The organism is Qipengyuania sp. YIM B01966, assembly GCF_016461955.1.
GTDB lineage: Bacteria > Pseudomonadota > Alphaproteobacteria > Sphingomonadales > Sphingomonadaceae > QFOP01.
On record NZ_JADMNM010000004.1, the window covers coordinates 157,699 to 183,423 of the forward strand.

At 68.0% G+C, this 25,725-nt stretch carries 21 protein-coding genes and 1 tRNA gene; 15 read left to right on the forward strand and 7 right to left on the reverse strand.

What is annotated here, in order from left to right; genetic code table 11:
• Positions 1–52 precede the first annotated feature (52 nt).
• The 3 genes from ILT46_RS06965 to ILT46_RS12295 are packed head-to-tail and all read left to right on the forward strand — an operon-like array spanning position 53 to position 2,888.
• A complete protein-coding gene (locus tag ILT46_RS06965) occupies positions 53–1,720 on the forward strand; it encodes a M28 family metallopeptidase (RefSeq protein ID WP_199503904.1) in 1,668 nt (555 codons plus the stop codon).
• A gap of 8 nt (positions 1,721–1,728) precedes the next feature.
• Positions 1,729–2,721, forward strand: coding sequence for an agmatine deiminase family protein (locus ILT46_RS06970; protein ID WP_199503905.1), 993 nt, complete (start codon positions 1,729–1,731; stop codon positions 2,719–2,721).
• Between the two features lie 35 nt (positions 2,722–2,756).
• The gene (locus ILT46_RS12295) at positions 2,757–2,888 is read left to right on the forward strand and encodes a hypothetical protein (RefSeq protein ID WP_255528360.1); all 132 of its coding nucleotides are present in this window, start codon (positions 2,757–2,759) and stop codon (positions 2,886–2,888) included.
• Positions 2,889–2,895: 7 nt separating this feature from the next.
• On the opposite strand, the gene copM is transcribed toward ILT46_RS12295, so the two are convergent.
• A complete protein-coding gene (gene copM / locus ILT46_RS06975) occupies positions 2,896–3,168 on the reverse strand; it encodes a CopM family metallochaperone (protein WP_199503906.1) in 273 nt (90 codons plus the stop codon).
• A gap of 153 nt (positions 3,169–3,321) precedes the next feature.
• Positions 3,322–5,337 (reverse strand): threonine--tRNA ligase, encoded by a 2,016-nt coding sequence (gene thrS, locus ILT46_RS06980; RefSeq protein ID WP_199503907.1) that lies wholly within the window; start codon positions 5,335–5,337, stop codon positions 3,322–3,324.
• An 81-nt stretch (positions 5,338–5,418) separates the two neighbouring features.
• On the opposite strand from thrS, the gene ILT46_RS06985 reads away from it, so the two are divergent.
• From ILT46_RS06985 to ILT46_RS07005, 5 genes are all read left to right on the forward strand, one after another.
• Positions 5,419–6,174: an alpha/beta fold hydrolase gene (locus tag ILT46_RS06985; RefSeq protein WP_199503908.1), complete on the forward strand. Its 756-nt coding sequence runs from the start codon at positions 5,419–5,421 to the stop codon at positions 6,172–6,174.
• Entirely contained in the window at positions 6,171–7,007 is an 837-nt protein-coding gene (locus ILT46_RS06990; RefSeq protein WP_199503909.1) for a hypothetical protein, read from the forward strand. Before ILT46_RS06985 ends, ILT46_RS06990 begins: the two co-directional genes overlap by 4 nt.
• Positions 7,008–7,014: 7 nt before the next feature.
• Complete coding sequence (locus tag ILT46_RS06995) at positions 7,015–8,010, forward strand: LLM class flavin-dependent oxidoreductase (RefSeq protein WP_199503910.1); 996 nt, start codon at positions 7,015–7,017, stop codon at positions 8,008–8,010.
• A gap of 137 nt (positions 8,011–8,147) precedes the next feature.
• Entirely contained in the window at positions 8,148–12,905 is a 4,758-nt protein-coding gene (locus tag ILT46_RS07000; RefSeq protein WP_199503911.1) for an NAD-glutamate dehydrogenase, read from the forward strand.
• Between the two features lie 85 nt (positions 12,906–12,990).
• The gene (locus ILT46_RS07005) at positions 12,991–14,217 is read left to right on the forward strand and encodes an NAD(P)/FAD-dependent oxidoreductase (RefSeq protein ID WP_199503912.1); all 1,227 of its coding nucleotides are present in this window, start codon (positions 12,991–12,993) and stop codon (positions 14,215–14,217) included.
• Here ILT46_RS07005 and queG read toward each other — a convergent pair.
• Positions 14,214–15,275, reverse strand: coding sequence for a tRNA epoxyqueuosine(34) reductase QueG (gene queG / locus ILT46_RS07010; RefSeq protein WP_199503964.1), 1,062 nt, complete (start codon positions 15,273–15,275; stop codon positions 14,214–14,216). The two genes, ILT46_RS07005 and queG, sit on opposite strands and share 4 nt — an antisense overlap.
• 43 nt (positions 15,276–15,318) lie before the next feature.
• Here queG and ILT46_RS07015 point away from each other — a divergent pair, with 43 nt between their 5' ends.
• From ILT46_RS07015 to ILT46_RS07025, 3 genes are all read left to right on the forward strand, one after another.
• A complete protein-coding gene (locus ILT46_RS07015; protein WP_199503913.1) occupies positions 15,319–16,329 on the forward strand; it encodes an ABC transporter ATP-binding protein in 1,011 nt (336 codons plus the stop codon).
• Positions 16,326–17,558 carry an ABC transporter permease gene (locus tag ILT46_RS07020; protein WP_199503914.1) on the forward strand — a complete coding sequence of 411 codons (1,233 nt, stop codon included), beginning with the start codon at positions 16,326–16,328 and terminating at the stop codon, positions 17,556–17,558. The genes ILT46_RS07015 and ILT46_RS07020 overlap by 4 nt, the downstream gene beginning before the upstream one ends.
• An 87-nt stretch (positions 17,559–17,645) precedes the next feature.
• Complete coding sequence (locus ILT46_RS07025; protein WP_199503915.1) at positions 17,646–18,977, forward strand: cytochrome P450; 1,332 nt, start codon at positions 17,646–17,648, stop codon at positions 18,975–18,977.
• On the opposite strand, the gene ILT46_RS07030 is transcribed toward ILT46_RS07025, so the two are convergent.
• From ILT46_RS07030 to ILT46_RS07045, 4 genes are all read right to left on the reverse strand, one after another.
• The gene (locus ILT46_RS07030) at positions 18,974–19,645 is read right to left on the reverse strand and encodes a PilZ domain-containing protein (protein WP_199503916.1); all 672 of its coding nucleotides are present in this window, start codon (positions 19,643–19,645) and stop codon (positions 18,974–18,976) included. The genes ILT46_RS07025 and ILT46_RS07030 overlap by 4 nt on opposite strands.
• A gap of 87 nt (positions 19,646–19,732) precedes the next feature.
• Positions 19,733–19,817 (reverse strand) — tRNA-Leu (locus ILT46_RS07035).
• 43 nt (positions 19,818–19,860) lie between these two features.
• The gene (locus ILT46_RS07040; protein WP_199503917.1) at positions 19,861–20,172 is read right to left on the reverse strand and encodes an integration host factor subunit beta; all 312 of its coding nucleotides are present in this window, start codon (positions 20,170–20,172) and stop codon (positions 19,861–19,863) included.
• 134 nt (positions 20,173–20,306) lie between these two features.
• The gene (locus ILT46_RS07045) at positions 20,307–20,666 is read right to left on the reverse strand and encodes a GntR family transcriptional regulator (protein ID WP_199503918.1); all 360 of its coding nucleotides are present in this window, start codon (positions 20,664–20,666) and stop codon (positions 20,307–20,309) included.
• Positions 20,667–20,832: 166 nt separating this feature from the next.
• Here ILT46_RS07045 and ILT46_RS07050 point away from each other — a divergent pair, with 166 nt between their 5' ends.
• The 4 genes from ILT46_RS07050 to ILT46_RS07065 are packed head-to-tail and all read left to right on the forward strand — an operon-like array spanning position 20,833 to position 25,717.
• Entirely contained in the window at positions 20,833–22,446 is a 1,614-nt protein-coding gene (locus ILT46_RS07050; RefSeq protein ID WP_199503919.1) for a peptide MFS transporter, read from the forward strand.
• A 1-nt stretch (position 22,447) separates the two neighbouring features.
• A complete protein-coding gene (locus tag ILT46_RS07055; protein WP_199503920.1) occupies positions 22,448–23,839 on the forward strand; it encodes an amidohydrolase in 1,392 nt (463 codons plus the stop codon).
• Positions 23,836–25,230 (forward strand): amidohydrolase family protein, encoded by a 1,395-nt coding sequence (locus ILT46_RS07060; RefSeq protein WP_199503921.1) that lies wholly within the window; start codon positions 23,836–23,838, stop codon positions 25,228–25,230. Before ILT46_RS07055 ends, ILT46_RS07060 begins: the two co-directional genes overlap by 4 nt.
• Complete coding sequence (locus ILT46_RS07065) at positions 25,220–25,717, forward strand: FKBP-type peptidyl-prolyl cis-trans isomerase (protein ID WP_199503922.1); 498 nt, start codon at positions 25,220–25,222, stop codon at positions 25,715–25,717. Before ILT46_RS07060 ends, ILT46_RS07065 begins: the two co-directional genes overlap by 11 nt.
• The last annotated feature ends 8 nt before the right edge of the window (positions 25,718–25,725 follow it).

Consider the following 25,725-nt stretch of genomic DNA (forward strand, 5'->3'; position numbering starts at 1 on the left):
CCCGCGCTCCGGCAAAGGGGTGTCAGACCACGAAACCATGGGGATGAGGCCGATGAACCGTTTGCTGCTTGCCGGCGCTGCCGCACTGTCGCTGAGCGCCTGCGTGACCACCGCCACGCCGGCCGAACCGGTGCAAGGCGCGCTGAGCGAGGCGACGATCAAGGAGGCCACCCGTATCCTGTCGTCCGACGCCTTCGCCGGCCGCGCGCCGGGCACCGAGGGCGAGGACAAGACGCTAGCTTATCTGGTCGAGCGGTTTGCCGCGGTCGGCCTCAAGCCCGGCAATAATGGTTCGTGGTTTCAGGAGGTGCCGCTGGTCGAGATCACCGGCCGCGATCATGCGCCGCTGGTGGTGCGCGGCGCGGGCGGGAGCGACAGCTTCGCCTTCGCCAGCGACTGGGTCGGCGTGACCTATCGCGAAGGCGCCCGCACCGCGCTGGACAATAGCGAGCTCGTTTTCGTCGGTTACGGCATCGTCGCGCCGGAAAAGGGTTGGAACGATTACGAAGGGATCGACATGCGCGGCAAGACCGCGGTGATCCTGGTCAACGATCCCGATTACATGGCGAGCGACCTCACCGGCCCGTTCGGCGGCAAGGCGATGACCTATTACGGCCGCTGGACCTACAAGTTCGAGGAAGCCGCCCGGCAGGGCGCGGCAGGCGCGCTGATCGTGCACGACACCTACCCGGCGGCTTATGGTTGGAACGTGGTCGAATCGAGCTGGACCGGGCCGCAGGTCTATCCCCGGCGCGCCGATGGCGGGGCCAGCCAGACCGCAATCAATGGCTGGCTGCAAAAGGCTGCGGCCGAACGATTGCTGGCGCGCGCGGCGAAGGGTGATCTGGCGACGCTGTCGGCCGCCGCTGCTCGTCCGGGGTTCCGGGCCGTTCCGCTGGGGGTGACGGCCAGCACCTCGTTCGCCAACGATTTGCGGCGGTTCGCCTCGAAGAACGTCATCGGCGTGCTGCCGGGGCGGTCCCGGCCGGATGAATATGTCCTCCACACCGCGCATTGGGACCATCTCGGGCGCTGCACCCCCGATCCGGACGGCGACGATATCTGCAATGGCGCGGTCGACAATGCCAGCGGCACCGCCGCGCTCATCGCGCTTGCCAAAGCGCATGTGAAGGCCGGCCCGACCGCGCGCAGCCAGGTGTTCCTTGCCGTGACGGGGGAAGAATCGGGTCTGCTTGGCAGTGAATACTATGCCGCCAACCCGGTGTTCCCGCTGGCGCAGACGGCAGGCGGCGTGAACATGGACGCATTGTCGCTCGCCGGGCCGTCGCGCGATGTCGGGGTGATCGGCGGCGGCAAGAGCGCGCTCGACGATTACCTCGCCCGCGCGCTGGCCGAACAGGGCCGCGCGGGCACGCCCGATGCCAATCCGCAGGCGGGCTATTATTACCGCTCCGACCATTTCAGCCTCGCCAAGCGCGGCGTGCCGATGCTCTACGTCAAGGGCGGGCAGGATCTCGTCACGGGAGGGCGTGCGGCGGGCGCAGCGGCCGATGCCGACTACCGCGCCAACCGCTATCACCGGCCGGGCGACGAATTCGATCCCGCCTGGGACTGGAGCGGGGTGATGCAGGATTTGCAGCTCTATTACCGGCTCGGCCGCATGATCGGCAATGACAGCGCCTGGCCCAACTGGCGCGAGGGCGACGAGTTTCGCGGCACGCGCGACCAAAGCTGCGCCGCTGGCACACGCGGCTGCTGAGCGGCGCGATGACGGCGATCATGCCGCCCGAATGGGCGCCGCAGGACTGGCTGTGGATTGGCTTTCCGCATGACGGCGATGAGTGGCCCGGCGTGCTGCCGCGCGCACAGGAACAGATCGCCGCTTTTGCCAATGCGGTCGCCGAAAGCGGGCAAGAGGTGCGGCTTATGGTCCGCGACGCGGCCAACGAGCAGCGCGCGCGGATGCTGGTCAGCGAACAGGTGACGCTCGAACAGCGCGCCTATGGCGATATCTGGCTGCGCGATACCGGGCCGCTGGTGGTCTCCGCGCCCGATGGCACGCGCGCGGCGCGCCGGTTCGGCTTCAATGGCTGGGGCGGCAAATATCTGATGCCGGGCGACGAGACGATCGGCGCCGAGCTGGCAGAGGATGCCGCCCTGCCCGTCACCGCGTATGACTGGGTGCTGGAAGGCGGCGCGATTGACGGGGACGGAACGGGGCTGGTGGTGACCACCGAGCAGTGCCTGCTCAACCCCAACCGCAACCCGCAGATGCGCCGCGCGGAGATCCAGCAGGGCCTCACCGACGCGCTCGGCTTTACCCGCGTTTTGTGGCTCGGCGACGGGCTGCTGAACGATCACACCGATGGCCATGTCGACAACCTCGCTCGCTTCGTCGCGCCGGGCGTGCTGACGCTGCCCCGGGCAACGGGGACGGGCGATCCCAATGCCGCGATCTATGCCGATGCCAAGGCGCGGGCGGAGGCGTTCGGCGTATCCGTGCGCGAGATACCCTCTCCCGGCCTGATCACGCGCGGCGATTTCGTCGAGCCGGCCAGCTACGCCAATTTCGCCATCACGACCCATCTGGTGGTGGTGCCGACCTTCGGCTCGCTGCACGATGCGGATGGGGTCGCGGCGATTGGCGAATTGTTCCCCGACCGCGCGGTGATCGGCCTGCCCGCCGACGCGGTGCTGGCCGGCGGCGGCGGGTTTCACTGTGCGAGCCAGCAGATGCCGACGGCAGGCTGGCGGGCTTAACGCTTTGTTAGCAGGAGAAGGGAGACAAGCGGGCCATGGCCCGCGCAATCGCCCTTGCCCAGCATCATACCGCCCGGCTGCCGCTGCACGATCTGGCGCGCTCGGTGATCATTGCGGGCTGCGCGCTGGCGCTGGCGCTGGCCGGCCCGGCGCTGCCGCACTTCTGATACTGCTCTAGTGGTTTGAATGATCCGTCCCGGGTGCGGGGGTGCCCGGCGCTGCCGATGCTTCTGCCGCGGGTCCACGCGCCGCCAGCCATGCTTCCATTTCGGCAATCTCGCCCTTCTGCGCGGCGATGATCCGCTGGGCAAGGTCGCGCACCTCGGGATCCTTGCCATATTTGAGCGCCACTTCGCTCATCTCGATGGCGCCCTTATGGTGGGCGATCATGCCGCGCATGAAGGCGGTGTCGGGATTGACGTGGATCCGCGCCATCCCCTCGTGCATCCGCTAGTTGACCCGGTCATAGGCGGCCTGCGCCTCGGTCCGGGCCTCGGCCGCGGCGGCATCCACCGTGGCGCCAGCCTCCTGCGCGCTCTGCGGTGCTTGCTGGCACCCGGCCAGCAACATGGCGACGGCCGTGGAGCAATAGACTTCATCTCACTCTCCTTTGAGATCGGGCGGCGTGGCCGCCTCGGTCAGCAGCGCGATCGCTTCGGCCAGTGGCATGACCCGCTGGTGCTCGGCGCCCAGCGTTCGCAGCGCAACGGTGCCTTCGTCGGCCTCGCGCTTGCCGACCACCAGCAGGTGCGGAACCTTAGCGTGGCTGTGTTCGCGCACCTTGTAGTTGATCTTCTCGTTCCTGAGGTCGGTTTCGACCCGGATGCCCGCGCCGCGCAGCTGTTCGGTCACCTGCTGGGCATAGCCATCGGCGTCCGACACGATGGTCGCCACTACCGCCTGCACCGGCGCCAGCCACACGGGCAGCCGCCCGGCGAAATGTTCGATCAATATGCCGATGAAGCGTTCGTAGCTGCCAAAGATCGCGCGGTGGAGCATGACGGGGCGGTGGCGTTCGCCATCCTCGCCGACATAGCTCGCATCGAGCCGTTCAGGCAGCACCCGGTCGCCCTGGATGGTGCCGACCTGCCAGGTGCGACCGATCGCGTCGGTCAGATGCCATTCGAGCTTGGGCGCATAGAACGCGCCTTCGCCGGGCAGTTCTTCCCAGCCATACTGGTCGTTGGCCATGCCCGCTTCGGCCACGGCGTCGCGCATTTCCTGTTCGGCCTTGTCCCAATCGGCATCCGATCCGAACCGCTTTTCAGGGCGCAGCGCCAGCTTGACGTGATAGGTGAAGCCGAAATCGCGATAGACCTCGTCGGCCAGCGCGCAGAAGGCACGCACCTCCTCGACCACCTGCGCTTCGGTGCAGAAGATATGGGCATCGTCCTGCGTGAACTGGCGCACGCGCATCAGGCCGTGCAGCGCGCCGTGCGGTTCGTTGCGGTGGCAGCAGCCCATCTCGCCCAGCCGGATCGGCAGGTCGCGGTACGAGGTGATGCCCTGCTTGAACACCAGCACGTGCGCCGGGCAGTTCATCGGCTTGATCGCCATCCAGTCGGCATCGGGCGCGACTTTCGGTGCGGCCCCGGCGCCTTCGGTGTCCACTTCGGGCACGATATCGGGCACCGCGAACATGTTCTCGGCATATTTGCCCCAGTGACCCGACTGTTCCCACTGGCGGATATCCATCAATTGCGGGGTCTTGATCTCGCGATAGCCCGCACCGTCCATCTTGCGGCGCATATACGCTTCGAGCTCGCGCCAGATGCGATAGCCCTTGGGGTGCCAGAAGACGCTGCCATGCGCTTCGGCCTGGAAATGGAACAGGTCCATTTCCTGCCCCAGCTTGCGGTGATCGCGCTTGGCGGCTTCTTCCAGCCGCGTGAGGTGCGCGTCGAGCTGCTTCTTGTTGAGCCAGCCGGTGCCGTAGATGCGGCTGAGCATCGCGTTCGACTGGTCACCGCGCCAATAGGCGCCCGATACGCGGGTCAGCTTGAAGGCATGGGGGTCGAGCCGCCCGGTGCTGGGCAGATGCGGCCCGCGGCAGAGGTCATACCAGCCGTCACCCGAATGATAGACCGTTATCTCGCTGTCTTCGGGCAGTTCGGCGATCCATTCCGCCTTGTAGGTTTCGCCCTGCGCACGCCATTTGGCGATCAGATCCTCGCGGTCCCACACCTCGCGGCGCAGCGGCTTGTCGGCGGCGATGATGCGGCGCATTTCGGCTTCGATCGCCGGCAGGTCTTCCTCGGTGAACGGGCCGCGCGCCGGATCGGGGGCGAAATCGTAATAGAACCCGTCTTCGGTCGCCGGGCCGAACGTGATCTGCGTGCGCGGGAACAGGTGCTGGACCGCTTCGGCCAGCACATGGGCGTAATCGTGCCGGGCGAGTTCCAGCGCATCGGCCTCGTCGCGGGCTGTCACCAGTGCCAGCGCGGCATCGCCGTCGAATGGGCGGGTGAGATCGCGCAGTTCCCCGTTAACGCGCGCGGCAATCGCCGCCTTGGCGAGGCCGGGGCCGATCGCGGCGGCGACATCGGCAGGCGAGCTGCCGGCGGGCATTTCGCGCAGCGAACCGTCGGGCAGGGAAATTTTGAACATCTCGGACATGGGCGCAGCCCTAGTGCCCGCGGCGCGCGCCTTCAAGGCTGGCGGTTGCGCCGCGCGGCGCGCCGCCGCATGATGGCAGCGATGCACGATGTTTCCTGTCATACGCTGCCCGACGGGCGCCGGATCGCCTATCACCACATTCCGGGCACCGGGCCGCTGCTGGTGTTCCTGCCCGGCTATATGTCGGACATGGCCGGCAGCAAGGCCGAGGCGCTGATGGGCCGGGCGCTGGCCGATGGGCGCGCCTGTCTGCTGCTCGATTATTCGGGCTGCGGGCAGAGCGATGGAGATTTTGCCGAAGGCACGCTCAGCCGCTGGCGCGACGAGGTGCTGGCGCTGATCGATGCGGTCGATACCGGGCCGGTGCTGCTGGTCGGCTCATCGATGGGCGGCTGGCTGATGCTGCTGGTGGGCGAGGCGCTGGGCGCGCGACTCGCCGGCATGATCGGCATCGCCGCCGCGCCTGATTTCACCGAATGGGGCTTCACCTTGCCCGAACAGGGCCTGCTGGCGGCGGGCGAGACGCTCTATGCCGACAACCCCTATGGCCCCGAGCCGACGCCGACCCATGCTCGGTTCTGGGCCGACGGGCAGGCGCAGCGCCGCCTCGCCAGCCCGATCGCGCTGACCTGCCCGGTGACGCTGCTGCACGGCCAGCGCGACGCGGACGTGCCGTGGGCCACCAGCCTGCGGCTCGCCGAAGCGCTGCGTTCGGACGCGGTACAGGTGGTGCTGGTCAAGGATGGCGACCACCGCCTGTCACGCGACGAGGACATCGCGCTGCTACATGACACCGTGGCCGCGATGCTTGGCCGCATTGCCGGAGAGACCGCATGATCGCCCCGCTGCTCTTGATCTTCGCTCAGGTCGGCCCTGCGCCGGGCGGGTTTCCGCTCGAACCGCTGCCGATTCCGCGCGCGCCCGCAGCGCCGGCGTCAGCCCCGGCACCCGCCGTGCCAGCGGACCCGCGCCTCGCCACCTGCCTGCGCAGAATTACCGCCGATGCCGCGGAGGGGGAACAGGCTGCCCGCGGCTGGGTGGCGGAATTGCCCAATTCGGCCGCCGCGCATCATTGCCTCGGCATTGCGCTGGCCGCGCGCGAGCAATGGGCTGCGGCCGGGGCGAGCTTCGTCGAAGGGCGGTCACGGGCCGCCGAGCCTGCCTATCGCGCGCGTCTCGGTATCCTCGCCGCTGCCGCGATCAGCGCCGGCGGCGAGCGCGAGGCAGCGCTGCCGCTGCTGGTCGAGGCCGAGGGCGAGGCGCGGACCGCCGGGGCGACCGAACTGCTGTCCGCCGCTTTGGCCGACCGGGCCGCGCTGCTGGTCGAACTCGAGCGGCTGGCCGAGGCGCGCAGCGTGCTCGCCCGCGCCCGCGCCGATCTGCCGCGCAATGCGCCGCTGTGGCTGCTGTCCGCGACGCTTGAGCGCCGTTTGGGGTCGCTCGACACCGCGCAGGCGTTGATCGTGGAGGCAGCAGGTTTTGCGCCCGGCGATCCTGAAATCGGCCTTGAAGCCGGGGTCATTGCCATGCTCGCCGGTGACGAGAACGCCGCCCGGCTGAGCTGGCAATCCGTCGTCGCCGTCGCGCCCGGAAGCGAGGCGGCGGGCATCGCGCAGGGCTATCTGGCGCAATTGCCGCCCGCTCCCGCCACGCCCGCGCCCGGTCGGTGAGCGGCCGATGACCGCGTTTTCCGTGCTCGATCTGGTTCCCGTGCGCGAAGGCGGCACTGTGGCCGAGGCGCTGGCCGAGGCGGCGCGGTTCGCCCACGCCGCCGAGCGGGCCGGGTGCAAGCGGTTCTGGGTGGCCGAACATCACGCGATGGACGGCATCGCCGGCGGGGCGACCAGCGTGGTGCTTGGCCATATCGGCCAGGCGACGCGCACCATCCGCATCGGCGCGGGCGGGATCATGCTGCCCAATCACAATCCGTTCGTCATTGCCGAACAGTTCGGCACGCTCGATGCGCTGTTTCCGGGGCGGGTCGATCTCGGCCTCGGCCGTGCACCGGGGGCTGATGGGCGGATCGCCGCGGCCTTGCGCAAGGATCCGCGCATTGCCGCCGAACGCTTCCCTCAGGACGTGGTCGAATTGCAGGCCTTGTTCGCCGCCGATCCCCGGCTGACGGTGCAGGCGCCCCCCGGCGCCGGTGCCCAGGTCGAACTGTGGATGCTCGGTTCGAGCCTGTTCGGGGCGCAGCTGGCCGCGCAGCTCGGCCTGCCCTACGCCTTTGCCAGCCATTTCGCGCCCGATCATCTGGACGGCGCGCTCGACCTCTATCGCCGCACATTCCGCCCTTCGGCCGCGCTCGACCGGCCTTATGTGATGGCGGCGATGACGCTGTTCGCCGCTGACACCGACGAGGAAGCCGAATTTCTCGCCTCCTCGCAGCAGCAGAGCTTCGTCCGGCTGCGCACCGGCAATCCGGGCAAATTGCCGCCGCCGGTTGCCGACTATCGCGCCAGCCTGCCGGGACAGGCGCAGGCAATGCTCGACCATCTGGCACAGGCCAGCGCCATCGGCAGCCCTGCGACAGTACAGGAGCGCGTGGCGCGGTTCATCGAACGCACGGGTGCCGACGAGATCCTCTTTTCGGGCGCCGCCTTCGATCCCGCCGCGCGCATTCGCTCGCTCGAGCTGGCGATGGCAACGCTGGGCGCCGCGCCGCCCCACTAGCTGCGCGGTTTTCCGCTACGGCGCTTGCGGCCTTGCGGGGCCGCGCCTATCGCCGGCGGGGCTGCATCGGGCGGCCGATGGCTGATATTCCTTCACCAGTTAGAAGAGCCCGCACGGGCGACGGGACATGACCGACCATGGCTTCGACTACCGGCAAGACGCCGCACAAGACAACCAAGACCAGCACCCCGGCCAAGCCGCGCACGAAGGCCGGCGCTGCCACCGGCGCGATGCTGGACGAACTGGCCGAACGGCTGCGCGAATCGATCCTTCCAGGCGATACCCCGCTGCCTGCCGAACGGGCGCGAGAAGCCGCCGCCTTCCTGCTCGAAACCGCCACCACCCGCACCGCTGACGATGCGGGCATCGCGCTCCAATCGGCCAGCGAGGAACGGCGTTACATGCGGATCGCGCTGGTCAACCGGGATATGCCGTTTCTGGTCGATTCGGTCGCGGCGACGATTGCTGCGCACGGTCTGGCGATTGACCGGCTGATCCACCCCGTCGTCCCGATCGAGCGGTCCGCCGCTGGCGCGCTCACCGCAATCCCGTCGACGGACGAGGATGACGCCGATTACGAATCGATGATCTACATCGAAACCCAGCGCGTCGATGCCCGCACCCGGCGCGATATCGAACAGGCGCTGCGCACCACGCTGGCCGATGTCCGCGCCGCCGTGGCTGACTGGCAGGCGATGCGCGCGGCGATGCGCGACGATGCCGCGCGGATGGCTGATCCCGAACCCGCGCAATTGCTGAGCTGGCTCGAACAGGGGGCGCTGACCTTGCTCGGCCACCTCACCCGCGACCGTGACGGCAGGCAGAGCGAGGCACTCGGCATCTGCCGCAAGAGCGCCAAAAGCCTGCTGGCCGATGTCACCTACGACCGCGCCTTTGCCTGGTTCGACCAGCGCGGGATCGAGGCCGCACCGCTGATCATCAAGGCGAACCTCACCAGCAACGTCCACCGCCGGGTGCCGCTCGACCTGTTCCTCGTGCCGATCATCGAGGGCAAGATGGTCAGCGCGCTGTCGGTCCATGCCGGGGTCTGGACCAGCGCCGCACTCGCCACGCCGCCGCAGCAGGTGCCCGTGCTGCGCAAGTCGCTGGCGCATCTGCTCGACGCGCTCGATCTCGATGCGGGCGGCCATACCGGCAAGTCGCTGGTCCATGCGCTGACCGCATTGCCGCATGATCTCATCATCGGTTTCGAGCCGGCCGATCTGGAGCGGGTGACCACCGCGATGATGAGCCTGGTCGATCGCCCCCGCCCGCGCCTGGCGCTGGTCGAATCGCCGCTCTCGCGCCATCTGTTCGCCTTCGTCTGGCTGCCGCGCGACCTGATATCGACCGAGGTGCGCCAGCGGATTACCGAGCGCCTGGCCGAAGCCTCGGGGTCCGAGGTGCTCGAATGGTCGCTGCTCGTCGAAGGCGGCAATATCGCCATGCTGCGCTTCGTGTTCGACATTCGCGATGGCGGGTCGATCCCCGATGAAGCCGCGCTCAACACCGAAATCACCGAGATGCTGCGCGGTTGGGGCGAGGCGGTCGAAACCGAACTCGCCGCCGGAATGGAGCCGGGCCGCGCCGCGGCGATTGCCGGCCGCTATGCCGAGGCGTTTCCGCTGGCCTATCGTTCACGCTACGGCGCGCACGAGGCGGCGCGTGACATCGACCGGCTGCGGACGCTGGCCAGCCACGAAGGCGCCGAGGATGCCTGCCACCGCGCGGTGCGGCTCTACCGGCTTGACCGCGACGCGCCCGGCCATTTGCGGCTGAAAATCTACCAGCACGAAGGGGTGCTGCCGCTGTCCGATGCGGTCCCGGCGCTGGAGAATTTCGGCTTCCGGGTGCTGCAGGAACAGCCGACCAAGCTCGACGAGGGCCGCCTCGGCACGGTCCACGATTTCGAGCTCGAGCTGCCCGCGGGCGAGGGCACCGCCCCGCTGCTCGAACGCGGCGCCGCGATCGAACAGGCGATTGCCGCCGTGCTCAATGCCAATGCCGAGGACGATTCGTTCAACCGGCTGGTGGTCTCGACCGGGCTCGCCGCGCGCGAGGCCGAATGGCTGCGCGCCTTCTATCGCTATCTGCGCCAGACCGGGCTCGGCTACACGATCTATACCGTGGTCGATGCGCTGGCCCGCGCGCCGCAGGTCACCCGGCCAATCATCGACCTGTTTGTCGCGCTGCACGACCCCGCCTTTGCCGGGGATCGCCACGAGGCTGCCAATGCCGCGCGCGAGGCCATCCGCACCGGTCTCGGCAAGGTGGCGGCGATCAACGACGACCGGCTGCTCAGGCTCTATCACGCGCTGGTCGAAGCGATGTTGCGGACCAACGCCTTTGCCCCCGCAGCGGCAGAAGCGCTGGCGTTCAAGTTCGATTCGGCCAAGGTGCCCGGCCTGCCGCGCCCGCTGCCCTGGCGCGAGATGTTCGTCTATTCGCGCCGGGTCGAGGGCATCCACCTGCGCGCCGGGCCGATCGCGCGCGGGGGCCTGCGCTGGTCCGACCGGCGCGACGATTTCCGCACCGAAATCCTCGGCCTGATGAAGGCGCAGCGGGTCAAGAACGCGGTGATCGTGCCGACCGGCGCCAAGGGCGGGTTCTACCCCAAGCAACTGCCCGATCCGGCGCGCGACCGCGAGGCATGGGCGGCAGAGGGCAAGGCCAGCTATCAACTGTTCATCCGCAGCCTGCTGTCGATCACCGACAACATCGTCAAGGACCGGGTGGTTCATCCCGAAGCGGTCGTCGTCCATGACGGACCCGACCCCTATTTCGTGGTCGCCGCCGACAAGGGCACGGCGAGCTTTTCCGACACCGCCAATGCGATTGCCGAAGAACGCGGCTTCTGGCTCGACGATGCCTTCGCCAGCGGCGGCTCGAACGGCTATGATCACAAGGCAATGGGCATCACCGCGCGCGGCGCGTGGATTTCGGTCCAGCGCCATTTCAGCGAGTTGGGCATCGACATCCAGCGCGAACCCGTCACCGTCGCCGGCTGCGGCGATATGTCGGGCGACGTGTTCGGCAACGGGATGCTGCTATCCAAGGCGATCCAGCTGGTGGCCGCGTTCGATCACCGGCACATCTTCATCGACCCCGCGCCCGATCCGGCGGCGAGCTGGCAGGAACGCAAGCGCCTGTTCGATCTGCCCCGGTCAAGCTGGGACGATTACGACAAGGCACTGATTTCCAAGGGCGGCGGCGTCTGGTCGCGCACGCAGAAGACAATCAAGCTGCCGCCAGCGGCGAAAAAGCTGCTCGGTCTCGACCAGGCCGAAATCGAGCCTGACGCGCTGATCTCGGCGATCCTCAAGGCGCCGGTCGAGCTGCTGTGGTTCGGCGGCATCGGCACCTATATCCGTTCGAGCGCCGAAACCGATCCGCAGGTGGGCGACCCGGCCAACGACGCGCTGCGCGTCGCCGGCGAGGAGGTGCGCGCGCGGGTCATCGGCGAAGGGGCCAATCTGGGCGTGACGCAAGCCGGGCGGATCGAATTCGCGCTGCGCGGCGCGGACGGCGCCGGCGGGCGGATCAACACCGACTTCATCGACAATTCAGCCGGCGTGAACTGTTCCGACAACGAGGTGAACATCAAGATCGCGCTCGCCGCGGCGCGCCGCGCCGGCAAGCTGTCGGAAAAGGCGCGCAATACGCTGCTGGAATCGATGACCGAAGAGGTCGCCGAACTGGTGCTCGACGACAATCGCAAGCAGCCGCTGGCGCTGTCGATCGCCGAACGCGGCGGGGCCGGGGCGATGGCCGCCCAGATCCAGCTGATCGAGGTGCTGGAAGAAAGCGGCGCGCTCGACCGGGCGACTGAAGGGCTCGCCCCGAGCGACGTGCTGCGGCGGCGCGCGGGCGATAGCGTGGGCCTGACGCGGCCAGAACTCGCCGTGCTGCTGTCGAGCACCAAGCTCGTATTGCAGGCTGCGTTCGAGGCGAGCACGCTGCCCGACGATCCGCTGCTCGAACCGGCGCTGATGACGAGTTTTCCCACGAGGATGCAGGCGAAATTCGCCAAGCAGATCCGCGAACACCAGCTCCGCCGCGAGATCATATCGACGGTGCTGTCAAACCGGATCATCAACCGTATGGGGATGGTTCATCCGTTCGAACTGGCCGAGGAAGAAGGCGCCGCGCTCGACCATGTCGGGATGGCGTTCGTCGCGGCGGATGCGCTCTACGGTATCAACCCGCTGTGGGACGAGATCGAGACCGCGCCAATGCCCGAAGATGCGCGCCTCGCATTGTTCGACCGGCTGGCTGTTGCCATGCGAAACCACATGGCTGATTTGCTGCGAGCCGGTGTCGGCACACGCGGGGCGTCCGTAGTAGTGGCCGAACTGGGCAAGGCGGTGGCCGGCCTCGCGGACCGTACCGGCGAATTGCTGGCAAGCGAAAGCCGTGCCCAGTCCGAAGCGCTGTCGCAGGAACTGGTGGCGCTCGGCGCGCCCGAGAAAATCGCCGCACGGGTGGTCCACCTGTTCGACCTCGACGGCGCGGTGGGCGTCGCCCGGCTGGCGCAGGATACCGGCATGGCGGCGCGCACGCTGACCGGCGCGTTCACCGATCTGGGTGCGCGCATGGGGCTTGACTGGGCGCAAGGCACCGCCGCGCTGATGAATCCGTCCGACGTGTGGGAACGGCTGCTGGTCGCGGGCCTCGCGCGCGATTTCCAGCAGATGCGGCTCGATTTCCTGCGGCGACTGGCGCGGCGACGCGGGTTCAAGGACGATCCGCTGGCGGTGGTTGCAGCCTGGGCGGCCGATCATGAGGCGGGGCTGCGGCAGTTCCGTTCGGTGATCGGCCGGGCGCAGCAGGGCAGGGTGCAGCCGGCAATGCTGGCGCAGATCGCCAGCCAGGCGCGCAACCTGCTCGGGCAATAGCGCGCTGCTTGCCCCGCCTGGTTGGCGCCCCGCTGCTTGATACCCCCTGCTTGACGTCGGGCGGTTTTGTGCCAATCCCCTGCCCATGGACAGGGCTGATGTACTGATCGTCGGTAGTGGGCATGGCGGGGCGCAAGCCGCCATTGCGCTGCGCCAGCATGGCTTTGCCGGCAGCGTGGCGATCGTCGGGCGTGAGGCGGAACTACCCTATGAACGCCCGCCACTGTCGAAGGAATATCTCGCCCGCGAAAAGCCGTTCGAACGGCTGCTTATCCGCCCGGCGCAGTTCTGGGCCGACAAGGAGATCGCGCTGATCCAGGGCGCCAGCGTAGTCGCTGTGGACTCGGCCGCCCATAGCGCTGAGCTGCATGACGGGTGCCGGATGGGCTATGGCACGATGATCTGGGCTGCCGGCGGCGATGCGCGGCGGCTCTCGTGTGGCGGAAATGACCTGGCCGGGGTGCACTCGGTCCGCACGCGCGCCGATGTCGACCGGATGATGGCCGAACTCGACGCTGGGGCGGCCCAGGCGGTGGTGATCGGCGGCGGCTATATCGGTCTCGAGGCAGCTGCCGTACTGACCAAGCTCGGCTGCGCGGTGACGGTGATCGAGGCGCTGCCTCGCGTGCTGGCGCGCGTGGCGGGCGAACCGCTCAGCCGGTTTTACGAGGGCGAACACCGCGCGCACGGCGTCACCATGATGCTAGAAACCGCGGTCGATTGCGTTGAGGGAGAAGGCGGGCAGGTCACGGGCGTCCGGCTGGCCGATGGCGCCGTGCTGCCGGCCGACCTGGTGGTGGTCGGCATCGGCATCGTCCCGTCGATCGGGCCGCTGATCGCGGCCGGCGCGGCGGGCGGCAACGGGGTCGATGTCGATGAATATTGCCGCACCACGCTGCCCGATATCTACGCCATCGGCGACTGCGCGGCCCATGCCAGCCGCTGGGCCGACAATGCGGTGATCCGCCTCGAATCGGTGCAGAACGCCAATGACATGGCGACCACCGCGGCCAAGGCGATCTGCGGCGACCCGCAGCCTTACGCCGCCTTCCCGTGGTTCTGGTCGAACCAGTACGATCTGAAGCTCCAGACCGCCGGCCTGTCACTGGGCCATGACGAGGCGGTGGTGCGCGGCGATCCGGCCGAGCGAAAATTCTCGGTCATCTACCTCAGGGAAGGCCGCGTCATCGCGCTCGACTGCGTCAATATGGTCAAGGATTACGTCGCCGGGCGCAAGCTGGTCGAGGCGCGCGCGATGCCCGACCGCAGGCTGCTGACCGACCCGGCGGTGGCGCTGAAAGACCTGGTCTAGGAGGCCGCTGGAAGCCGCGTGAGCGCCCATCGGGCGGCTTCGGCCACCACGGGGTCAACGTCGCTCGTCAACGCGCTGAGCGGGGCTCTGAGGGCCACATCGCCGCTATTGCCAGCAGCGATCGCACAGTTCCGGACGAAGCGGTTTCGCCCGATCCGCTTCACCGGCGATCCGGCAAACAGGCGGCGGAAGCCTGCATCGTCCAGCGCCAGCAATTCCGCCAATCGCGGCGCGACCAATTCGGCGCGCGGAAGGAAGGCGCGGTGGCGCGCGGCGGCATCGGCGAACTTGTTCCACGGGCACACGGCGAGGCAATCGTCGCAGCCATAGATGCGGTTGCCGATCGCGGTGCGGAATTCCTCGGGGATCGGACCGGAATGTTCGATCGTCAGATAGGAAATGCACCGCCGCGCATCGAGCCGGTAGGGCGTGGGAAAGGCGGCGGTGGGGCAGGCATCCTGGCACGCGCGGCACGAGCCGCACAGGTCGCGGTGCGGCTTGTCTGGCGCGAACGCAATCGTCGTGTAGATCGCGCCGAGGAACAGCCAGCTGCCGTGCTCGCGGCTGACAAGGTTGGTATGCTTGCCCTGCCAGCCGATCCCCGCCGCCTCGCCCAGCGGCTTTTCCATGACCGGCGCAGTATCGACGAACACCTTCAATTCGGTGTCGGGCGCCTCCGCCATCAGCCAGCGGGCGAGGGCCTTGAGCGCCTTTTTCACCGTATCGTGATAATCGCGCCCTTGCGCATAGACCGAAATCCGCGCGCGTTCGGGGTGGTCGGCCAGCGCCAGCGGGTCGCCGCCGGGCGTGTAGGCCATACCAAACGCGATCACCGAGCGCGCTGCCGGCCACAGGCTTTGCGGCCCCTGCCGCTGGTGCGCGCGGGTGGCCATCCAGTCCATCGCGCCGTGATGCCCCTCGCCCAGCCATTGGTGCAGGCGGCGGGCGCGCAGCGGATCGTCGGCCGCATCGGTGAACCCCACCGCCACGAAACCGAGCCGCCGCGCCTCGTCGCGCAGCCGCTGCTGAAGCGCCGGATTTGCCGCCGCGTTAACCAATGCGCTGTTGCTCCTGTTCACGCCTTGCGCCTAGTCAGGGGCGATGGACGGGTCGGTAAGCGAAGCATACACCCCAGGCAACAGCAGCAGCGGGCAGGGAGATCGGACCCCGGCGATCGAGGCGCGTGGGCTGGTCAAAAGGTTCGACGGGACGCTGGCGGTGGACGGGGTCGATCTGACCGTGCCCGAGGGGGCGATCTACGGCATCCTTGGCCCCAATGGCGCGGGCAAGACCACCACCTTGCGCATGCTGCTGGGGATCATCGAACCCGATGCGGGCCTGCGCCGCGTGCTCGGCCATGACCGGCCGCACGATATCGCCCGGCTGATCGGCTATCTGCCCGAGGAACGCGGGCTCTACCCCTCGATGCGCGCGGACGAGGCGATCGCCTTCATGGGCGCGCTGCGCGGCCTGCCGCTGGCCGAGGGGCGCGTGCGCGGGCGGGCGATGCTGGAAGAGGCGGGCCTTGCCCATGCGGCCGAGAGGCAGATCCGCCAGCTGTCCAAGGGGATGGCGCAGACTGTCCAGCTGCTCGGCACGCTTGTCCACCGCCCCCGCCTGGTGGTGCTGGACGAGCCGTTCTCTGGCCTCGACGCGATCAATCAGGGCAAGCTCGAACGGATGATCCGCCGGCTGGCCGAAGATGGCACCACGGTGATCTTCTCGACCCACGTAATCGCCCATGCCGAACGCTTGTGCCAGGGCATCGCGATCATCGCCGGCGGCAAGGTGCCCTTTGCCGGGCAGGTCGACGAAGCGCGCGACCGCATCCCGGCACAGGTCAGCCTCGAAACCCGCGCCCCCGACGGGCGCTGGCGCGCCGCGCTGCCGGCCGATGCCCATCACGACATCAAGGCCGGCGGCGGGCATTTCTGGCGCTTTGCCCTGCCCGATAGCGGGGTCGAGCCGCTGCTGCGCGCGCTGATCGAAGGCGAGGCGGGCATCTTGTCGCTGTCGATCGAGCGCGCGGGCCTGCACGACGCCTTCGTCCATATCGCCGGTGAGGCGGCCGCCGCCGCGCTAAATGCCGACGGCCCGGAGACTGCCCGATGAGCGCCGCTGCCACCGCCCGCCTGCCGCTGTGGCGCGCCGCCTGGGTCGTCGCCCGGCGCGACTTCCTCGCCATCCTGCTGAGCCGCGCCTTCCTGTTCTTCCTGCTCGGTCCGCTGTTCCCGCTGCTGGTCGGCGGGCTTGCCGGCGGGCTCGGCGCAGAAGTGCAGGAACAGGTCCAGCGGCCGGCCATCGCGGTCGCCATGCCTGCGGCAGATACCGCCGCGGTGCTCGCCGCCGCCACGCGCCTGGCCGAACCGCTGGGCGAGCGGCTGCCGCCGATGCGCGCGGCCCCTGCCGGCGAAGGCCCGCAGGCGCTGCTGGCGAAGAAGGAGAACAATCTGGGCGCCGTCCTTACCGGGACGCTCGACCGGCCGGTGCTGACCGGATCGGCCGAGACCATCGAGCGCTGGCAGGGGCTGGTCGCCCTAACCGTGCGCGATGCGCGCAGCGGCGCCGCGCGTGCCGCCCCGGGGGATGTCAGGCTCGCGCCCACCGCAAGCACCGCCAGCGACACCAGCCGCCGGCAATTGCTGACCGCGCAGGGCGCGCAAGTATTGCTGTTCCTGCTGTCGATGATGCTGGCCGGGATGGTCCTGTCCAACCTGGTCGAGGAAAAGGCCAACAAGATTATCGAAATCCTCGCCGCTGCGATCCCCATGGATGCGGTGTTCCTCGGCAAGCTGTTTGCCATGCTGGGCGTCTCGCTGGTCGGCATCGCAGTGTGGACCGCGTGTTTCGGCGGGGTCATCCTGCTCGCCGGTGACGCGCTCCCGCCGCTGGCCGCGCCGGCGGTGGGCTGGCCGGCCTTCGTGATCCTGTTCGTCGCTTATTTCGCGATGAACTATTTGCTGCTCGGCTCGCTGTTCCTCGCCATCGGGTCGCTCGCCAGCACGGTGCGCGAGGTGCAGACGCTGTCGCTGCCGGTGACGATGGCGCAATTGCTGGTGTTCTTCTTTGCCGGCTACGCGATTGCCCAGCCCGGTACGCCGGTCGAACTGGCGGCGATCGGCTTTCCGCTGTCCTCCCCGTACGCGATGCTGGCCCGCGCCGCGCAGGATCCGACGCTGTGGATTCACCTTGCCGCGCTCGGTTGGCAGACGCTGTGGGTGGCGCTGTTCATCCGCGCGGGTGCCAACCTGTTCCGGCGCCGGGTGATGAAATCCGGCCCGCAGCGGGCCACGGCGACGGGCGGCTGGCGCAAGCGGTTCGCCGCAAAAAGGGTGGCATAGTGCAACCTTATATTGACACTTGTGTCAGCGAGGGCAGGATGCGCGGATAAAGACCGCGCCCGGGCGCGGCTGACCCGGAGAGAGTTCATGGCCACCCAGCTTGCCCAGCGCCCCGTCTGCCGCACCTCGCCCAGCGCGGTCGAGGCGCTCGAGACCCATCTCGCCAGCCATCCGCAGGAGCGCAGTGTCCATACCGACCCGTTCGATGTCAGCCGCAGCGACATCTATGCCGAGGATTGTTGGCAGCCGATCTTTGCCGAAATGCGCGCCAGGGGGCCGCTGCACTACGTTAAGGAAAGCCCGGTCGGCGCGTACTGGAACGTGGTCACGCACAAGGCGGTGCAGCACGTCGAATCGCTGCCCGACATCTTTTCGTCGAGTTGGGAATATGGCGGGATCACCATCCTCGACCGCATTCCCGACGAGGAACTGGCGCCGGGTGAGGAACGCTTCGAACTGCCGATGTTCATCGCCATGGACCGGCCCAAGCACACCGGCCAGCGGCGGACCGTGGCGCCGGCCTTCACCCCGGCCGAAATGGTGCGGATGGATGCCGAAATCCGCCAGCGCACGGGCGAATTGCTCGATACGCTGCCGCACGGCGAGGTGTTCGACTGGGTCGACAAGGTCTCGATCGAACTGACCACAGGGATGCTGGCGATCCTTTTCGGCTTCCCGTGGGAGGATCGCCGGCTGCTGACCTTCTGGTCCGACTGGGCGGGCGATACCGAACTCGCCATGGTCCGCGAACTGGACCCGATGCGCCGCGGCGTGCTGTATGAAATGGCGGCCTATTTCCAGACGCTGTGGGCGGAACGCTCAGGCGCGGAGCCGACCCCGGATCTCATTTCGATGATGATCCATTCGCCGGCGATGAACCAGATGCGCCCGCAGGAATTCATGGGCAATCTGATCCTGCTGATCGTCGGTGGCAACGATACCACGCGCAACACGATGAGCGGGATCATCCACGCCTTCGACAAGTTCCCCGACCAGCGCAAACTGTTCGAGAAGCAGCCCGAGCTCATCCCCAACGCGGTGCAGGAATGCATCCGCTATCAGACCCCGCTGGCGCATATGCGCCGCACGGCCAATCAGGATACCGAGCTGTTCGGCGAGCAGATCAAGGCTGGTGACAAGCTGGTGCTGTGGTACCTCTCGGCCAATCGCGACGAGACGGTGTTCGACAATCCCGACAAGCTCGACATCACTCGCGAGAACGCCCGCCGGCACCTGTCATTCGGCCACGGTATTCACCGCTGCGTCGGCGCGCGGCTGGCCGAATTGCAGCTGCGTGTCCTGCTCGAAGAAATGCACAAGCGGCGGATGCGCGTCCATGTCGCCGGCGATGTCCAGCGCGTGCGGGCGAACTTCGTTCATGGCTTCCGCAAACTCGAGGTCGAGCTGACCCAGTTCTAGCCCGTCGGCAAAGCGCGCCCGATCAGCAGGTCGGGCGCCTGCAGTCGCACCGCCAGGCGGGCAAACTCGCTGAGCGTAAAGGTTTCGTCGAAAGCGAGACCATAGCGATTTTCCTGCCGCCAGCGCATATGGGCGCAAATGGGGGCCATCCCCGGCGTGCTCAACCTCACCGCCTGATCCTGCGCCAGCGCGACCGGGCTGGTGATCCGCGCACCTTGCCCCGAAAGGTTGTCGATCCTGATGGCTACGCTCAGCGGGCCGCCGGCGGGTCCCCGTAAAAAGCCAACCGCGATCTCGAGCCGGCCGGGCAAGTTGAGGTCGACCCGCAAGGGGCGCGGCGGTGGTGCGCCATCGCCGGCAATGACGCGGTCGATATTGCATTCGGCGGCGAAGCGCAGGCCGATCTGGTCGGCTTTGGCCCAGACCAGTTCGACCGCCAGCGCATCGCCTGACGTAAAGGCGAGCAGCGCGCCGTCGAGCGCGGGCAGCCGGTGAAACGTCTTGAGCCGCACGCCGCGCACGGAAATGTCGCGCATGACAGCAACGAATTCGCCCGCCGCGCACATCAGCTTTGCGGGCCGTATCAGCACCCGTGCGCGCGGGATCGCCCGCTGCTCGGCCCGGCAACTGACCAGTTGTTCGCCAAATTCCCGATGTAGCAATGCCATGGCGCCCTCGCCCCCCTGAGGGCTGGGGTACGCGGCGACGGTTAGCGCGATGCTGGCGCCCGCCTCGGGGGAATTGCGTAGAGCGGCTGGTGCGGGCGGCGGGACTCGAACCCGCACGAGCAAGGCTCAGGGGATTTTAAGTCCCCGGCGTCTACCATTCCGCCACGCCCGCACGGCTGGCGCCGTAGCGCGTTGCCCCTGGCGGAGCAAACGGGTCAGTCGGCGCGTTTGCCCGCAGCTGGCTTGGCGCCGGGGTTGATCACCGCGCGCATTTCCTTGCCCGGCTTGAAATAGGGGACCCGCTTGGCCGGCACGGTGACGGTGGCCCCGGTGCGGGGATTGCGCCCCTCGCGCGCGGCGCGCTCGCGGGTGGAAAAGGCGCCGAAGCCGCGTAGTTCGACCCGCCCGCCTTCGGCCAGCCGCGTGGCAATCTCGTCGAAGAAGATATCGACCACCTGCTCGATCTCGTCGGCCCGCAGATCGGGGTTTTCCCGCGCCAGCGCCTGCAGCAGTTCGGACCTGATCATTCCACCGTCTCCTAGGCCGAGCCCGTGCCCATCAAATTTCACCGCGCTCGCCGCCCGCTGCGATCTGGACCTGTGCCCGGCACGCACTAGGTGCCAGACCTTAGAGGCCGGCGCAATCGCAGATATAACTTCGGTTAATTCTCGACCAGTTTTGGCCCGGCATCCAGCAGGTCCTCCGGGAGCAGTTTCAGCCGCCTGATCCGCCGGGTAATTTCAGGCCACTCCTCATCGAGAAAGCGCCGCGCCTCGCTCTGGCGCAACTGCTCGGCGGCTCCGGGCAGGACCACGATGCCAATCCCCCGCTGCACCTCGACCAGGCCATCGGCCTGAAACTGCTGATAGGCCTTGGCCACGGTCAGTGGATTGGCCCCTTGCTGCGCAGCCAGGCTGCGGACCGAGGGCAGCAGGGCGCCTTCGGCGTAGGTGCCGTCGATGATCGCGGCGGCAACCATGTCGCGCAGTTTCAGATAAACGGGCCGGGACGAACTGCTCATCTCAGGTGTAGCACTGCCATAACACGGCGCGGCGCGCAACTGGCGGGGGGTGGCGCAAGGCCGGTTTCGGCCGCAACAAATGCTTCACATGGGCAAATCTGCCGCTAGGTTGCGCCGATTGCGGCCGGGTCGAGCCGCACCGATGCAGGGAAGGTCAAGACAAGCCATGGCAACCGGTTACGCCGAAAGCGGCGACGCGCGGGGCACCATTCTGGGGCACCCCAAGGGACTGTTCGTCCTGTTTTTCGCGGAAATGTGGGAACGCTTCTCCTATTACGGGATGCGCGCGCTCCTGATCTTTTACCTGACCAAGCACTGGCTCTATTCCGACGAGCAATCGGGTATTATCTACGGCGCGTATACGGCGCTGGTCTATATCACCCCGGTGATCGGCGGGTATCTGGCTGATCGTTATCTCGGGCAGCGCAAGGCCGTGGCCTATGGCGCGGTGCTGTTGACGCTGGGCCATTTCTTCATGGCGTTCGAAGGGGATGCCGGGGCCGGTCATACCAACAACCCGGTGATCAACATCTTCTGGCTCGCCCTGTCGCTGATCATCGTCGGTTCGGGCTTCCTCAAGGCGAATATCTCGGTGATCGTCGGCCAGCTGTACCCCCGCACCGATGTGCGCCGGGATGGTGCTTACACGATCTTCTACATGGGGATTAACCTCGGCGCCGCGATCGGTTCGCTGCTGTGCGGCTATATCGGCGAAACCTATGGCTGGGCCTATGGCTTCGGCCTCGCGGGGATCGGGATGCTGCTCGGCCTCGCGGTGTTCACCTGGGGCAAGCCGCTGCTGCTAGGCCGCGGCGAGCCGAGCCGGCCGCTCTCCAAGGGCACCGAATGGGGGCTTTATGTCGCCGGTTTCGGGCTCGTCGCAATCTGCTGGGTGCTGATCCAGAACCAGGCGATGGTCGGCTGGCTGCTCGGCATCTTTGGCGGCCTGCTGGTCGCCTATGTGATCTTCACCGCCGTGACCAAGCTGGCACCCGAAGATCGCGACCGGATTTTCGCCGCGTTGTTCCTCATCATCACTTCGATCATCTTCTGGGCGCTGTTCGAACAGGCCGGCTCGTCGCTCAACCTGTTCACCGACCGCCATGTTGACCGCGCCGGCGTGCCGGCATCGACATTTCAGTCGATCAACGCGATCTACATCATCCTGCTGGCGCCGCTCTTTGCCACGCTGTGGACGGCGCTCGCCCGCAAGGGCATGGAACCTTCGGCGCCGTTCAAGTTCGGCCTCGGCGTGGTGCAGGTCGGCCTCAGCTTCTTGGTGCTGGTCTGGGGCGCTTATTCGGTCGGCATCGACGTGCCGACCCCGGTGATCTTTATCTTCCTCATCTACCTGCTGCAGACGACTGGCGAGTTGTGCCTGTCGCCGGTCGGCCTGTCGGCCATGAACCGGCTGGCGCCGGCGCATATGGCCTCGCTGATCATGGGTACCTGGTTCTTCGCCTCGGCCACCGGCAATTTCGCCGCGGGTTTGATCGCCTCGGCCACCGGTGCCGAAGGGGTGGGCGAGGAAGCCGGCAAGCAGGTCGTGCTCGACGTCTACAGCACGGTCGGCTGGGTCGCCGTCGGAGTCGGCATCGTGGTGCTGCTGATCAGCCCGCTGATCAAGCGCTTGATGCATCTCGACACGCTGCGCGACGATACGGTCGATGATGACCTCGCCGGTCAGCACGAGATCGGCGAACCGCAGGCCGCTGGCGTCCACCCGGCCGCCGATCACCCGGCCGGGACGATGTATCCGACCGACGAACCGCGGAGGTAATATGCCGAGTACAGGACGGGGGGCCGCGCTGGCGGCGGTGGCGGCGCTTGCTATTGCCGGGTGTACGACACCGGGCAATGGCGGCGGAACCGAACGGGCGGCGGCCAGCAGCCGCCACACTTATCCCGAAACGCCCTATGCCTCGACCTACCGGCCCTATCCCGGCGTGCCGACGGCGCTTACCGGCGCGACCGTCTATGACGGTGCGGGCGGGCGGATCGACCATGGCACGGTGTTGTTCGCCGATGGCAAGGTGGTCGGCATCGGCGGGCCCGATCTCGCCATTCCGGCGGGCTACACGCGGATTGACGGGACGGGGAAATTCGTCACCCCCGGCGTGATCGACATCCACTCGCATCTGGGCGATTACCCCTCGCCGGGCGTCGATGCCCATTCCGACGGGAACGAAGCGACCGACCCGACCACGCCCGAAGTGTGGGCCGAACATTCGGTCTGGCCGCAAGACCCAGGCTTTTCCCGCGCGCTCGCCAATGGCGGTGTCACCGCGCTGCAGATCCTGCCCGGCTCGGCCAATCTGATGGGCGGCCGCTCGGTGACGCTCAAGAACGTGCCCAGCCGGACGGTGCAGGGGATGAAGTTCCCCGGCGCGCCCTATGGCCTCAAGATGGCCTGCGGCGAGAACCCCAAGCGCGTCTATGGCGGCAAGGGGCGGATGCCCTCGACACGGATGGGCAATTTCGCGGTCAACCGGCAGACCTGGGCCGCGGCGCGCAAATGGGCCGATGGCAACCGCGCCGAACGTGATTTCGCCAACGAGACGCTGGCCGGCGTCCTTGATGGCGACATCCTGATCCAGAACCATTGCTACCGCGCCGACGAAATGGCGCTGGTGATCGATATGGCGCGCGAATTCGGCTACAAGGTCACCGCCTTCCACCACGCGGTCGAAGCGTACAAGATCGCCGATCTGCTGCGCGAGAACGGCATCTGTTCCGCCGTCTGGGCCGACTGGTACGGGTTCAAGATGGAATCCTATGACGGGATTCCCGAAAACGCCGCGCTGCTGCACAATGCCGGCGCCTGCGTGGTGATCCATTCGGACGATGCCAACGGTATCCAGCGATTGAACCAGGAAGCGGCCAAGGCGCAGGCCGCCGGGCGCCGGATGAGCATTACCATCCCCGATGAACAGGTGATCGGCTGGATCACGCTCAACGCCGCCCGCGCGATGGGGATCGATACGCTGACCGGCAGCCTGGCCGCCGGCAAGATGGCCGATCTGGTGCTGTGGAACGGCAACCCGCTATCGGTCTATTCGCGCCCCGAAAAGGTCTGGGTCGATGGCGCGCTGCTGTTCGATGCCTTCGATCCGCAGCGCCGCCCGGTGAGCGATTTCGAGCTCGGGCAGCCCGGTGAAGGAGACGTGAAATGAGCGCGCGCCTCAGCTCAGCCGCGCAGGCCGCCCTGCTCGGCCTCGCGCTCGCTGTGCCGGCCACGCCGGCCGCCGCGCAGAGCTTTGCCGTGACCAATGCCACCATCGTGACCGGCGATGGCAGCGAGCCGGTTGCCGGCGCGACGGTGGTGGTGCGCGGCGGCCGCGTGGTCGCCGCCGGGCCGGGCGTGGCTGCCCCGGCCGATCTTGAAAGCATCGACGGCACCGGCAAATGGGTCACCCCGGGGCTGGTCGCGGCGGTCACCGAGCTCGGCCTGTGGGACGTCAGCGGGGTGCAGGACAGCAACGACGCCAGCGCCCGGTCCAGCCCGTTCAGCGCCGCGCTCGACATTGCCCCGGCGATCAACCCCGCCTCGCAGCACATTGCCATCAGCCGCGCCGCGGGGATTACCCGCGCGGTCGTCGCCCCCTCTGCCGCCAGTTCGATCTTTGCCGGCCAGGGCGCGGTGATCGACCTTGCCGACGATGCCGATCCGATCGTCCGCCGCCGGGCGTTCCAATATGTCGAAATGGGCGAAACCGGCGCGCGCCTTGCTGGCGGCAGCCGCGTCGCTGCCCATGCGCTGCTCCGCAATGCCCTGCGCGAGGCGCTCGATTACGGGCGCGGCGAGGCGATTGGCGGCGCCGGTATGCGCGGCCGCGAGCCGGGCCGGGTGACCGATCCGCAGGTAGTCGACAACCGGATGGTGCCGCCCGCCGGCGAACGCGCCAGCGACGTGCTGCTGACCCGTTTCGATGCCGCCGCGCTGGTTCCGGTCGTGCGCGGCGAACAGCCGCTTTACGTCCACGTCGAACGCGCCGCCGATATCCGCGCCGCGCTCGCCCTCCCGCGCGAATTCCCGCGGCTGAAGCTGGTGCTGGTCGGGGCGAGCGAGGGCTGGCTCGCCGCGCAGGAGATCGCCGCCGCCGGCGTGCCGGTGATCGCCAACGGGCTGACCGACCTGCCCTCCTCCTTCGAGCAGATCGGTTCGACCCAGAGCAATATCGGCCGGCTGGTCGCCGCCGGGGTCAAGGTGGCAATCAATGCCGCGGCGATGGAACAGCCGCGCTACCTGCCGCAATTTGCCGGCAACCTCGTCGCCCTGACGCGGATGCCGCGCGCCAGCGGGCTAAGTTGGGGGCAGGCCTTCGCTGCGATCAGTTCGGTCCCGGCCGAGATTGCCGGACTTGCCAGTGGCACGGGCACGCTGCGCGCCGGCGCGCCGGGCGACGTGGTGATCTGGAGCGGCGACCCGCTGGAAGCCGGCTCGACGCCCGAAATGGTGTTCATCGACGGGGTCGACCAGCCGCTCGACAACCACCAGACGCGCCTTCGCGAACGCTATCGCACGCTCGACGAAAGCCGGCTGCCCAAGGCCTATGACTGGTAGGGCCGTTTTCGCGCTCGCCGCGCTGGCCGCAGTGCTGGCTGGGCCGGTTGCAGCGGCCGCACAAGAGGCGCCGCAGGTGGTGCATGATACCGCCTGGCACAATGCGCAACGCGCGGCCCTGGCGCGGCTCGATCCGGCAGCGGGATGGCGCGTGCTGCCTGACGGCGTCGCCTTGCGGCGGATTGCCGGGGATGGCAGCGGCGCCCGGCCCACATTGGCTGACCGGGTGACCGTCCATTACCGAGGCAGCTTCATCGACGGCACGGTGTTCGACAGTTCGCTCGACCGCGGTGAGCCGGCGACCTTCCCGCTCGCCCGGCTGATCCGGGGCTGGCAAGTGGCGATCCCCGAGATGGGGGTGGGCGATCGGTACGAGATCGTCATCCCGGCCGACCTCGCCTATGGTCCACTGGGCAAGGGACCGATCCCGGGCAATGCGACCTTGCTGTTCACCATCGAGTTGCTGGGGATCAACCCGCCCGGATAGGAGTGACC

Bases quoted from the DNA above. Each gene is read 5' to 3' on its own strand.
- ILT46_RS06965 (WP_199503904.1), top strand. From the start codon at position 53: ATGAACCGTTTGCTGCTTGCCGGCGCTGCCGCACTGTCGCTGAGCGCC.
- ILT46_RS06970 (WP_199503905.1), top strand. From the start codon at position 1,729: ATGACGGCGATCATGCCGCCCGAATGGGCGCCGCAGGACTGGCTGTGG.
- ILT46_RS12295 (WP_255528360.1), top strand. From the start codon at position 2,757: ATGGCCCGCGCAATCGCCCTTGCCCAGCATCATACCGCCCGGCTGCCG.
- copM (WP_199503906.1), bottom strand. From the start codon at position 3,168: ATGCACGAGGGGATGGCGCGGATCCACGTCAATCCCGACACCGCCTTC.
- thrS (WP_199503907.1), bottom strand. From the start codon at position 5,337: ATGTCCGAGATGTTCAAAATTTCCCTGCCCGACGGTTCGCTGCGCGAA.
- ILT46_RS06985 (WP_199503908.1), top strand. From the start codon at position 5,419: ATGCACGATGTTTCCTGTCATACGCTGCCCGACGGGCGCCGGATCGCC.
- ILT46_RS06990 (WP_199503909.1), top strand. From the start codon at position 6,171: ATGATCGCCCCGCTGCTCTTGATCTTCGCTCAGGTCGGCCCTGCGCCG.
- ILT46_RS06995 (WP_199503910.1), top strand. From the start codon at position 7,015: ATGACCGCGTTTTCCGTGCTCGATCTGGTTCCCGTGCGCGAAGGCGGC.
- ILT46_RS07000 (WP_199503911.1), top strand. From the start codon at position 8,148: ATGGCTTCGACTACCGGCAAGACGCCGCACAAGACAACCAAGACCAGC.
- ILT46_RS07005 (WP_199503912.1), top strand. From the start codon at position 12,991: ATGGACAGGGCTGATGTACTGATCGTCGGTAGTGGGCATGGCGGGGCG.
- ILT46_RS07015 (WP_199503913.1), top strand. From the start codon at position 15,319: ATGGACGGGTCGGTAAGCGAAGCATACACCCCAGGCAACAGCAGCAGC.
- ILT46_RS07020 (WP_199503914.1), top strand. From the start codon at position 16,326: ATGAGCGCCGCTGCCACCGCCCGCCTGCCGCTGTGGCGCGCCGCCTGG.
- ILT46_RS07025 (WP_199503915.1), top strand. From the start codon at position 17,646: ATGGCCACCCAGCTTGCCCAGCGCCCCGTCTGCCGCACCTCGCCCAGC.
- ILT46_RS07030 (WP_199503916.1), bottom strand. From the start codon at position 19,645: ATGGCATTGCTACATCGGGAATTTGGCGAACAACTGGTCAGTTGCCGG.
- ILT46_RS07040 (WP_199503917.1), bottom strand. From the start codon at position 20,172: ATGATCAGGTCCGAACTGCTGCAGGCGCTGGCGCGGGAAAACCCCGAT.
- ILT46_RS07045 (WP_199503918.1), bottom strand. From the start codon at position 20,666: ATGAGCAGTTCGTCCCGGCCCGTTTATCTGAAACTGCGCGACATGGTT.
- ILT46_RS07050 (WP_199503919.1), top strand. From the start codon at position 20,833: ATGGCAACCGGTTACGCCGAAAGCGGCGACGCGCGGGGCACCATTCTG.
- ILT46_RS07055 (WP_199503920.1), top strand. From the start codon at position 22,448: ATGCCGAGTACAGGACGGGGGGCCGCGCTGGCGGCGGTGGCGGCGCTT.
- ILT46_RS07060 (WP_199503921.1), top strand. From the start codon at position 23,836: ATGAGCGCGCGCCTCAGCTCAGCCGCGCAGGCCGCCCTGCTCGGCCTC.
- ILT46_RS07065 (WP_199503922.1), top strand. From the start codon at position 25,220: ATGACTGGTAGGGCCGTTTTCGCGCTCGCCGCGCTGGCCGCAGTGCTG.